The following is a 12,113-nucleotide window of genomic DNA, read 5'->3' on the forward strand; positions in this document are numbered from 1 at the left end:
CCATGTCTCTCTCCCTCACCATTTGACCCTGATGCCGATGTTGCCTGAGATTACGTTGCTGTCGGCGAAGTTATCGAGGGATGTTTTGGCGAGGGCTTGTCCGTAGATTGAGAATTTGTCGTCGTTCCAGTTGTAGGATCCGCCGAGGCCGATGCCGGCCCAGAGCGGTTCGTTCCTTGTGGTGAAGGGGGTTGAGGCGACGTCGATGGTGGTGCCGCTGTCGAAGTCGTAATAGAGGTTTGCGATGCCATAGGCATGGATGCGGCGGGTCTGGCCGGCCTGGTCCTGCCATTGGTTCTCATGGTCGACGGCGAGGCCCATGCGGGCGATGACGCTGTCGCCGTCATTCAGGGTGACGGTTGCGTCGAAGCCGTCGGAGAAGCCGTCGAAATCGACGCGCGACCAGGCGAGCTGGGCCTGTGGGGTGACGAACCAGTCGGGGCGGACGGGGATGCGCTTGCCGGCTTCGATGGAGAGGCCGTAGCCGAGACCGTCATTGCCGGATACGAGGCTCTGGCCGGCGGTGGCGGAGGAGAGATCGCTGTCATACCAGGTGACCTTGGCCTGGCCGTCGAGATAGAAGCCGTTACTGCCGTACCAGGTGAGCGTGCCGGCGATGCCGTAGCCGGTGGTGTCGATCTTGCCTTCACCGTGCGGTGAGAAGATGTCGGCGGCGATGGTGCCGTAATGGAGGCTCGCACCGCCGATCAGCCGGCCGGCTTCGGTCTCGTGGAGCTGGCCGTCGATACCGGCCTCCATCTTCCAGACGGCGGCGTCATAGTCGGTATCGCTGGTCGAGCGTTCGGGGCGGTAGCGGTGGGCGGAGGCCTCGATGTTGCCCCAGACGCCGAGGCTCTGGCCCCCCGCGCCCTGTTCGGGGGCAACCTCCTCGGAGAGGCCGTCGGCGCCCTGGGCCTCGATGGTCCAGGAGCGGTTGCCGAGGCGGCTCTGCAGCGTGTCGAACTGGTTGAAGCTCTGCAGAACGCCGGCATAGGCCTCGTAGACGGGGACGCCGGCCTGGAACTGCGGGATGTCGCCTTCGAGCAGGCTGGAGCGCAGATACCAGTCGCCGTCATTGGTGTCGATGCCGTTCTGGAAGAGCCTATAGGCATAGGCGCCGGCGACCAGCGCCTGGTCGCCCTGGAAGAGATAGTCGCCTTGAAGGGCGAAGGTGGCGTTGGAGGCGCCGTCGACCTCGACGAGCTTGATGCCCTTCTCGGTCTGCGCGCCGCCGCCGCCGGCATTGGTCACGGCAAGGGTGGTCGAGCCTGATGTGGCGCCCTTGACGACCAGGCGGTCGGTTTTGGAATCGTCGCCTTCGAGCCTGGTGGAGAGGGCGACGGTGCCGCCGTCCTTGCCCGTATAATCGCCGTTGACGGTGAGGGTGGCGCCGGGGATGCTGCCGGCGAGCTTGACCGTGCCGGCATTGACGAGCGCCCCGATGCCTTGGTCGTAGCCCTTGAGATCGAGGGTGCCGCCGGCGGCGAGATCGAAGGCGGAGGCGGAGCTGAAGGAGCCGGCGCGGCCGGCGGCGAGCGTGCCCGACTTGACGAAAGTGGCGCCTGAATAGGTGCTGGTGCCGGAGAGGAGCAGCGTGGCCGCGCCCGTCTTGGTGAGCGAACCGCTGCCGGTGAGGCGGCCTGCGAGCGTCAGGTCCTTGTCGGTCTGGAACGTGCCGCCATTGGCGTCGAGGGTGACGTTGCGCGACGAGCTCATTGCCTCGGTGTTCTGGAGCGTGCCGCCGTCGAGGGCGAGCCCGGTGCCGGCGGCGCCGAGGTTCTGGTCCTTCGCTATCTGCAGCGTGCCGGCATCGATCAGCGTGCCGCCGGTATAGCTGTTGGCGCCGGTGAGGATGAGCGTGCCGAGATCGGTCTTGGCGAGCTGGCCGGCGCCGGTCAGCTCGGATGCGATGGTTGCGGTAAAGGTGCGGCTGTCGTGGCTGTGCTCGCCGACGCGGATGCCGGTGCGCCCGGAGGTGAGCTCAATGGCGTCGCCTTCAACGGTATAGCCGGAGACGGCGAACTGCATGCCGGCGACGCGGATGGCGCCGAGGCTGTCGTCGACGGTGACGGTGCCTGATGTGCCCATGAAGACGGGGACGCTGTCGTCGGCATAGCCGGCATGGACGCTGCCGTCATGGATGGTCCAGTTGGTGCTGCCGGGGGCGGCCTGCCAGGTGCCGCTGCCGCCCTCGACCTTGCCGTCGGGGGTCATCTGGCCGCCGTCCCAGAAGTTCAGCGTCTGACCGGCGGTATAGGCGAGGTTGATGCGGCCGTCGACGGAGGTCTGCACCAGGAAATCGCTGCCGGGCATGGCGCCGAGGGTGAGGCCCGCGCCGGAAAGCGCGCCGGAATAGCGGATGAGGCCGTAAACGCCGACCTCGAAATCCTGACCGGAGGTGTTGGTGACGTTGAGGGTGCCGTTCAGGTCGAGCTTGCCGCCGACCTGGATCATCAGGGCGTCATGGTCGCCATTGGGCGAGGTGCCGTAATTGTAGTTGAGGTCGGCGCCGGGATTGAGCGACAGATCGCCGTTGATGGTGAGCGCGCTGGCGCCAAGGCCGGTCTCGTCCTGTGCGGTGAGCGCGCCGCCCGACGCGACGGTGACGTCGCCGCCGATGGTACCCTTGCCGCGCAGCGTGGCGCCGCTTTGCACCAAGGTGTCGCCGGTCGCCGCCGACTGGTCGCCATTGACGATCAGCGTGCCGGACCGGACCGTGGTGCTCCCCTTGTAGCTGTTCTTGCCGGTGAGCGTGGTCTCGCCGCTGCCCTTTTGCGTCACCGTGCCGGTGCCGGAGATGAGGCCGGCATAGGTGAAGGCATTGGAGCGGTCGAAGGAGAGGGCGGCGTTGTTGACGATCGGGCCAGCGATCGAGCCGGCGGTGCCGCCGCCATTGCTGGCATTGCCGAAGACGAGCTCGCCCTGGCTGACGGTCATGGTGGCGGTGTAATCATTGCTGTCGGCGGTGAGGATCAGCCTGCCGGCGCCCTTCTTCTCGAGCGGGCCTGTCTGGCCGGTCGCCGGGCCGCGGATCACGCCTGCAAGCGTCAGGTCGGCATCGGTCTCGAAGGCGCCGCCGCCAGCATTGACGGTGACGGTGCGCGCCGAGGTGGTGAAGGCGGCGGTGTTCTTAAGCGTGCCGCCGTCGAGGGTGATGCCGGTGTTGACGGCACCGAGGTTCTTATCGGCCGAGACCGAGACGGTGCCGGCATTGATGAATGTGCCGCCGGCATATTGGTTGTCGCCGTTGAGCGTCAGGGTCGCGGTCCCCGTCTTGGTGAGGGCGCCAGCGCCGTGGACTGTGCCGCTGAGCGTCAGGTCGGCATCGGTCTCGAAGGTGCCGCCGGCCCCGTTGAGGGTCACCGGACGGGTCATGGCGATGGCCTGGGTGTTCTTCAGCGTGGCGGCCACATAGGCGGTGCCGTCGAAGGTGAGGGCGGTGGTGAGGGCGCCGAGATTGCGGTCGTCGGCGATCTGCAGCGTGCCGTCGTCGATGAGGGTGCCGCCGGAATAGGTGTTGATGCGGGAAAGCACCAGCGTGCCGACATCCTCCTTGACCAGCATGTCGGAGCCCTGCAGGACGGAAGCGATGGTGACGACATGGGAATTGGAGTTGCCGGAACGGTTGCCGACGACGATGGAGGTCTGGCCGGGCGTCGTGTTCTCGACGCCGGTCGGATTGGCCAGGGTGATCGGATCGCCCTGGATTGTATAGCCGTCGACGAGGAACTGCATGCCGGGGGTGGTGACGCCGCCATCCACCTGCACCGTGCCGGGCGTTCCGCCGAAGACGGCAAAGAATGTCTGCTCGTAATGGCCGTTGTTGTTGCCGTCGGTATCGGCCCAGTTGGCGGCCTCGCCGCCGGTCCGGGCCATGGTCCAGATGCCGTCGCCGCCCTTGATGGAGCCGGGCGTGCCGTGCGGATCCCACCAGTTGCGTTCGCCGGTGCCGAGATTGACGAGGTTGATCTCGCCGGTGATCACCCCCTGCTGCAGGGTGAGGCCGAAGGGGGCGAGCGTGCTGCCCGCCTTGAGCGTGCCCGTCCGGTTGCGGGAATATTCGATGATGCCGTAGACACCGGGGCCGAAGCCGTCGCCGGAGGTGTTGGTGACGTTGACGGTGCCGTTGAGATCGACATCGCCATTGACCTTGACCATCAGCACGTCAGGGTCGAGCGCGGGCGTGTGGCCGTAATCATATTGCAGGAAACTCGCGGCATCGACGGTCAGCTTGCCGTTGATCGTCAGCCGGTTCCGGCCGTCGGCATCGTCGTCATAGGAAAGTAGCGTGCCGCCACTCACCACCGACACTGCGCCGGTGCTGCCGCTGCCGGCGAGCACGCTGTCGGCGCCGGTGACGGTCGTGGCCGAGGTGATCGAGCCGTTGACCTGCAACGTGCCCTTGTTGACATTGGTCGCGCCGGCATAGGTGCTGGCGCCCGTGAGCACCTGCTTGCCGGCGCCGTTGAGTGTGAGGCCACCGGAACCGGTGATCCGGCCGGCATAGCTGGTCTCGCCGGAGGGTTTGAGGGTCAGCGTGGCGCCGCCTGTCTTGACCTCGCCGCCGGTGCCGGCAAGGCCTGCAAAGCTCATGGAATTACCGTTAAGATCGGCGACGCCGCCATCGACGGTGAGAAGGCTCGTCGCCGCGCCGAAGGCGGTGGCCGAGCCGGCCTTGACGGTCCCGGCTTTGACGGTGAGTCCGCCGGAGAACAGATTGTTGCCGGAAAGCGTCAGCTGGCCGGCGCCGTCCATGACGAGGCCGCCGGAACCGGTGATCTGGCCGGCATAGCTGGTGGTCGCCGTCTGGTCGAGGGTCAGCGTCTCGGTTCCGAGCTTGACAGTGCCGCCGGAGCCGGCGAGGCCTGCGAGGGTCATGGCGTTGCCGTTAAGATCGGCGGTGCCGCCATTGACGGTGAGAATGCCCTTGCCGAAGGCAGTAGCATTGCCGGCCTTGACTGTGCCGGCGGCGACCGTCAAAGGTCCGGTGAAAATGTTGGCGCCGGCGAGCGTCAGCGTGCCCGAGCCGTTCATGGTGAGGCCGCCCGAGCCGGAGATGATTGCGTGCGCGGTGGTGGTCGTCGTCTGGTCGAGGGTCAGCGTGGCGCTGCCCAGCTTGACATTGCCGCCATTGCCGGAAAGGGAGGTGAGCGTCATGGAATGGCCGTCGAAATCGGCGGTGCCGGCATTGACGGTGAGCGCGCCCTTGCCGAAGGCGGAGCCGGAGCCGGCGAGAACATCGCCATTGTTGACGGTCAGCCCCCCCGTGAAATCGTTCGACCCGGAGAGCGTCAGCGTGCCGGCGCCGGCCTTCTTCAGCGCACCCGCGCCGGTGATCTTGCCGGCATAGGCGGTGTCGATGGCCTGGTCGAGGGTCAGCGTGCCCGTACCGAGATCGACGATGCCGCCGGTGCCCTTGAGGCCGGCGAGCGTCATCGAATAGGTGGCGAGATCGGCGGTGCCGCCATTGACGGTCAAAACGTTTGACGTCGCGCCGAAGGCGGTGGCCGAGCCGGCGGTCAGCGTTCCGGCGGTGATGGTGAGCCCGCCGGAGAAGGTGTTGGCGCCTGACAGCGTCAGATTGCCGGCGCCGTTCTTCACCAGCGAACCCGTGCCGGTGACATTGCCGGCATAGGCCGAATTGCCGGCCTGGTTGAGTGTCAGCGTCGAGGCACCTGATGTGGCGTCGCCCAGCTTGACCGCGCCGCCGGAGCCGGCAAGGCCTGCGAGCGTCATCGAATGGCCGGCGAGATCGGCGGTGCCGCCATTGACGGTCAATACGCCCGTACCGAAGGCGGTGTCGGAACCGGCGGTGACCCCGCCGCCGCCGAGCGTCAGCCCGCCGGAGAAGGTGTTGGCGCCTGACAGCGTCAGATTGCCGGCGCCGTTCTTCACCAGCGAACCCGTGCCGGTGACATTGCCGGCATAGGCCGAATTGCCGGCCTGGTTCAGCGTCAGCGTCGAGGCGCCTGACGTGGCGTCGCCCAGCTTGACCGTGCCGCCGGAGCCGGCAAGGCCGGCGAGCGTCATCGAATGGCCGTTCAAATCGGCGGTGCCGCCATTGACGGTCAAAGCGCCTGTCGCCGCGCCGAAGGCGGTATCGGAACCGGCGGTCAGCGTGCCTGCTTCCACTATCGTCCCGCCGCCATAGCTGTTGGCGCCATTGAGCGTCAGATTGCCGGCGCCGGTCTTGGTCAGCGCGCCAGCGCCCCCGACATCGCCGCCGAGCGTCAGGGCGGCATCGGTCTGGAAGGTGCCGCCTGTCCCCTCCAGCGTCACCTGGCGCGTGGTGGAGATGGCCTGCGTATTCTGCAGCGTCGCGACCTCGTTCGCGGAGCTGGCAAGCGTCAGCGCCGTGTCCAGCTGACCGCTGGCGCTCCTGCCCAGATTGCCATCCGAGGAGATCTGCACGATGCCGTCCTCGATGCGGGTGCCGCCGGTGTAGCTGTTGCCGGCATTGGTCAGCACCAACGTGCCGGCATCGGTCTTGACGAGCTCGGCCGTGCCTGTGAGCCCGGCATTGATGGTCGTGGTATAGGGGACGCTGTTCTTGTCGCCGACCGCGATCTCGACCTGGCTGCCGGTCGCGGGGGTGAGCGTGATCATGTCGCTCGCCGTCAGGCCGTCGAGGACATAGCCGTCGGACATGAACTGCATGCTGGAGACGACGATCGCGCCCAGGCTGTTGTCCACCTTGACCGTGCCGCCGGTGCCGCCGAAGATGGCGGGGCCGCCCCTGAAGGTGCCGTTGGTCGTGCCGGTGGCCTCCAGCCAGTTCTGGTTGGCATTGAACGCGTCGCCCTGCCACACGCCGTCGCCGCCGTCGATTGTGCCGTTGCCGGCATTGCCGTCGCCGTCCCAGAAGCTGAAGGCGCCAAGCCCGTTGGTGTTGACGAGATTGATGCGGCCGGCCATCGCCGTCTGCACATAGAGGCCGGACGGGATCGTTCCCGCCACCAGATTGCCGCTCCGCATGCCGGTATATTCGATCAGGCCGTAAACGCCGCCGGGATCGAAGCCCGAGCCCGAGACGTTGAGCGTGGCGCCACCGAGATCGACGTCGCCGCCGACATCGATCAGAAGGCCGTCGGGATCGGCGCTGGGCGTGGCGCCGAAGGTGTAATTGAGATTGGCCCCCGAGGTGAGGGTGAGATTGCCGTTGATATTGAGCGCGAGCGGTCCGAGCGTCGCGTCGTTCTGCGACACCAGCGTGCCGCCGGAGGCGACATCGACACCGCCGCCGAGCGTGCCCGAGCCGGAAAGCGTCGCGCCTGAGGCGACCGTCGTCAGCCCCGTCGCCGCCGACTGGTTGCCGTCGACCTGTAGCGTGCCGCCCGAAATCGTCGTCGCACCCGTATAGCTGTTGGCCCCCGACAGCACCTGCGTGCCGCTGCCTGACTTCACAAAGCCGCCCGTCCCCGACATCACGCCCGAATAGCTTGTCGTGGCGCTGCCCGAATAGGCCGACGTCAGCGTGCCCGAACCCAGCGAAACCGCGCCGTTGCCGGTGATGCCGGCGACCGTCGTATTGAAACCGTTGAGCGCTGCCGCCCCCGGACCCGTCACCGTCAAAAGCCCGGTGCCGAACGCCGTCCCCGCGGCCCCCGCCGTCACCGTCCCGCCATTCACCGTCGTGCCGCCCGAAAAATTATTGCCGCCCGAAAGCGTCAGCGTCCCCGCCCCGACCTTCGTCAGCGCGCCCGCGCCCGAAAGCACGTTCGCCGCCGCCGTCGCGACATCGAACCCGTTCGTGTCAACCGTCATCCCGCCGGACGCGATCTCGAACTGCGTCCCCGTGAAACCTGAGATGAAGTTCGCGCTCGGACCCGTCGCTCGCAAAATGCCACCGTCAAAGGTGGCTTTCGTGGCGCCGGTGCCGGCGCCCTTCGCCAGCGACACGGTTTCCAGAACACCAGCGCCGCTGGCGCCGCCATTCACCGCCAGCGTGCCGGAGCCGGCGCCACTGCCGGACAAGGTCACGCCGCCGGTGGCGGTCACGATACCGCCATCCTCTATCGTAAGCGAACCCGTACCGGCATTGCCGACCGTCAGTGTCTGGCCGATCGTCCAGTGTGAGACTGCACCGCCGGTATCCTTTCCCGAAACGGTCGCCTGTCCCTTCGATCCCGCCGCATCGCCGAGACGGGCGGTGGTGTTGCTCGCCAGCGTGCCGCCGCTCAAGACCTCCAGCGTGCCGTCGGCGTTGTTCTTCGCGCCGATGCCGAGATAATTGGTCGTCAGCGAGCCGCCGTTTTTGATCGTCATGCGGCTGGTCGAAGCGGCGGCATCGGCATCGGCAACGGTCATGTTGCCGCCGACCGTCACTTTGCCCCCATCGATATCGAGCGTCCCGTTGCCGGAATTGCCGACACGCAGATCGCCGCCAGTCGTCCAGCTGGAATCGGCGCCGGTGACGGTCACCGCGCCCTTCGATCCCGCAGCATGGGCAATGGTGGAGAGACCGCTTCCGGTGGTTAAGGTGCCGCCGTCCGTTATGGTCACAGAGTTCGTCTGGGTGCCGTTGGCGATATTGCCGACCGTAAGAGCACCGCCTACCGTGACTTCGCCCTGGTCATCGATCGTCAGATCACCCTTGGCTCCGGCTCCATTATAGCCGGCATAAAGCGCGCCTGTTATGTTCCACAGCGAAGCCGTGCCCGAGACCAGCACGGTGCCGGTTCCGCCGCCGCCATAGGCCAAATTCACCTGATTGCCGCCGAGAAAGGCGTCGCCGGTCGAGGTCAGCCTGCCGCCGCTCAACAGGTTGAGCGTGCCGGCTGCGCGATCGCCGACGGAGGTATAGCCGCTGGTTACGACCGCCTCGCCCTTGTTCTGGATGATAAGAGTGCCCTTGCCGGCATTGGCGATGCCGATATTGGACGCGCTGGTCCACTTCGAGCCGAGGCCGTCGATCGTCACCGTTCCCTCGCCCGAGGGGAAGTTGCCGATCGTCGACACGGCCGCGGTATCGAGCTTGCCGCCGCTCTTGATATCGATGGAGCCGATACCGTAATCGCCGATGACAACGCCGCCCGTCTTCGTCGTGACGGTCGCTTGATTGGAAACTGTCAGCGATCCGTTCGACTTCGGCGTGTTCGACCCGGAGCCGTTCACGCTGATGTTGAGGTTCGCCATCTCCCATGAGGAGCCGTTGCCATCCACAGTCACCGTGCCGGTGCTGCCAGTAGCCCCGGCAATCGACGCATCACCTGCTGTCGTCAGCGTGCCGCCGCCGGTGATGTTGAGCGCGCCCTTGCCGTTCCCGGCACCCGTGCCGATATGGGTGTAGCCGCCGTTGGTCGTGGTGACCGACGTGCCGGCGCCATCAATGTTGAGCGTGCCGTCGCCGCTGTTGCCGACGATGAGCGCGATGTTGCTGTTGATTGTCCAGGTCGAGCCGCCCTTTATCGTCACGACGCCCGTCGTTCCCGTGCCTTCCGCGATACGCACATAGCCGCTGTTGGTCACGGTGCTGCCGTTCTCGATCATCAGGTTGCCCGAGGCGCCGGAAGTGTTTCCGACGAAAAGGTTTCCTGGCGTAACAGAAGCGCTATTGAGAGTCAGGGTGCCGCCATTGACGGTCGTGTTGCCGGTAAAGGTGTTGGCGCCGGTCAGCGTCAGATTGCCGGCACCGATCTTCGTCAGCGCGCCGGAGCCGGAGAAGCCTGAAGTGGAGGTGACGGCGAAACCATTGCTGTCAACAGTCATGCCGTTCGCGCCGATGGCGAATTCGGTGCCCGTGAAGCCTGTGATGAAACGTTGCGTCGCGGTATCGTCAGCGAGCGCTTTCAGAATGCCGCCATTGATGTTGACCTGCGCGACGCCGCTGCCTTTCTTGAGATATGTCGTCTCCAAGACACCGTTCGAGCTGATGTTGAGGGTACCATCGGAAGGGAAGACTGGGTCTTGTGAGACCCATGCACCGCTCTGCGCCGTCACCACACCGCCGCTATCGATATTAAGCGTGCCCTTGCCGGCATTGCCGACATAAAGCGGACCACCGACAGTCCATTGCGACGCGGTTCCGCTCGCGGCTTTTCCTGAGACGGTCACGGTGCCTGTCCCGGTCGCACTCTGTGGCTGTCCGGAGATCCATGCGGTTCCGCTCGTTGTCAACTGACCGCCGCCGGCAATTTTCAAAATGCCGTTGCTGCCGGGCTGGTTTCCAACCGTAAGGTTACCAGCATGCGTCACTATCGCTTGGTCTTCGATGTTGAACGTGCCCCTGCCGAATTGGCCGACGTTCAGGGTAATGGTGTTGGGAGCAGCGCCGGCGCCGATATTCATGGTGCTTCCAGCGCCTGTCACAGTGACGGTGCCGAGCGAAGCCGCTTTCTTTGCTGCACTCAGCAGCCCTTCGGCCGCTAAGTTCAGGGTTCCGTCGATCGTCCAGTCCGATCCGCCGGAGACCGTGACCGTCCCTCCGCCTACCGCACTACCGAGATAAGCATTCCCTTTCGTGATCAGTTTGCCGTTATCAACGAAGAGCTTGGCCGTCTGATTATCTCCCCGACCGACCATGAGATCGGCATTGGTCGTCAGGGTGCTACCGCCCAGAATCCTGATCTGGCCCTGTCCACTGGACGTCTGATAGGCCATGATGAGACTGTTGATCGTGACAGCCGTGGTGGTGTTGTTGAACCCGATGATCGCCTCGCGGGTGAGCAGCGAACTGAAGCCCACGACATCGCTAGTTCCCGGCGGTCCGGCGGGGCTCCAGTTGCCGCCAGCAGTCCAATCGTTCTGCGCTGCGGTCCCACTCCAGTCCTTCGTTATCGTCTGCGCCGTGGCCGGCCTGTGCGCCATTGCCATCATAGCCTGCGCGAGCGCCAGAGCCGATGTCGTCGCCAGTGCCGCGCGGAAGAAACGCGCGATATTGCTGCGTTTCGACGAAGAAACGGCAACCTGCCTGCCGGATCGGGACAGGTTGTTTTTCAGAAGAAGTCGATTGATGTCAATGCTATTGCCGATCGGAGCCCCGATGATATGCCGCATCATCCCCTCGCATAGTGCCGCCGCTTATAGATCGTATAAACTTCACTCGATTGACACTCGAATCACATGTCGAATCGTAAAAAGAACATTTTTTCAGAATGGCTATACTGGAAAATTATCTTGCACAACCTTAATATTCAGAAATTTCATTATAAATTTGACTCTATATCCATTTATGCTGAATATATCTGTAATTGCCATCGTGGTTCTTATTGTGAAACGGCGCTGGTCAGAAATAATAGATGGGATAAAGGGCGCGCTATATACGATGCCATGACGGTAAATCTGTTTCGCAAGAGTGGCGTAGAGCAAACGGTATGGGCTGTTTGCGTCTGCCTAAGTATTAGAGTGATCCCTGTCTTAATGGGATCGGGAACCAGACTATAGCGGTTCTTGCTCTGGTAGAACCGCCCACACGCTCTTTGCCGTCATTCTCATGCTTGTCCCGAGAATGGCGGCAGGAGGACAAAGCGAATACCGTCGGCCAGCGTTTCCATTTCAGTCTGAACTCCAGCCTTTGTGTTTGCACGTGTTCACCGGACAAAGCGGTTCCTGCTTTTCCCGGGAAAACAGGTTTCTGTTTCTCCCGGGAAAACTGCCTCGCTTTTCCTGGACGTGCTTTATTCCGCGCAGGCGTCCTTGCGGGGTTGAGCTTGTGCTGCAGCCGTCTTATCGCCTTGCTGCTGAGCTTCAGCATCCTGCCGTGACGCGGCGAGATCCTTGTCCTCACCGCCATGCTGGGGCGCCAGGGGCATCGTTTGTCCGCTCTTTTGCACGGCATTGGTGTCAGCATGCCTTGCCGCATCGTCGTTCTGCTTTTCAAGCGGCGCCTTGCTGCCGTCCTTGGCGATTTCCGCCGTCGCGGTGCTGTCGGGTGCAGTAGTGGTCGTGTCGACGCATTCGGCCGCGGCGACGCCGCCCGAAAACAGGAGAATTACCGAGGCGACCGCAAGCTGTGAGCTCGGTTTCATGGCTTGGCCCCTTTCTAGTGGTATCTTCCGATACTTGCGTCCGGTTGGAGTGATCTTCGGAGCAAATATCGATCCATGGGCAACTGGATTCCGATAGAAATGGTTCCAGTCGGATACAGATAATTACAGGTGTGCTCCTGGTCGGAA

2 protein-coding genes are annotated in these 12,113 nt (G+C 64.4%); both read right to left on the reverse strand.

The features are described from left to right. Positions 1 to 15: 15 nt before the first annotated feature. Positions 16 to 10,995: an autotransporter-associated beta strand repeat-containing protein gene (locus tag ATN84_RS26900; protein ID WP_068882091.1), complete on the reverse strand. Its 10,980-nt coding sequence runs from the start codon at positions 10,993 to 10,995 to the stop codon at positions 16 to 18. A 620-nt stretch (positions 10,996 to 11,615) separates the two neighbouring features. Beyond that, positions 11,616 to 11,966, reverse strand: coding sequence for a hypothetical protein (locus tag ATN84_RS13030; protein WP_068882092.1), 351 nt, complete (start codon positions 11,964 to 11,966; stop codon positions 11,616 to 11,618). Positions 11,967 to 12,113 lie beyond the last annotated feature (147 nt).

It is taken from the genome of Paramesorhizobium deserti, assembly GCF_001558695.1.
GTDB classification, from domain to species: Bacteria; Pseudomonadota; Alphaproteobacteria; order Rhizobiales; family Rhizobiaceae; genus Paramesorhizobium; species Paramesorhizobium deserti.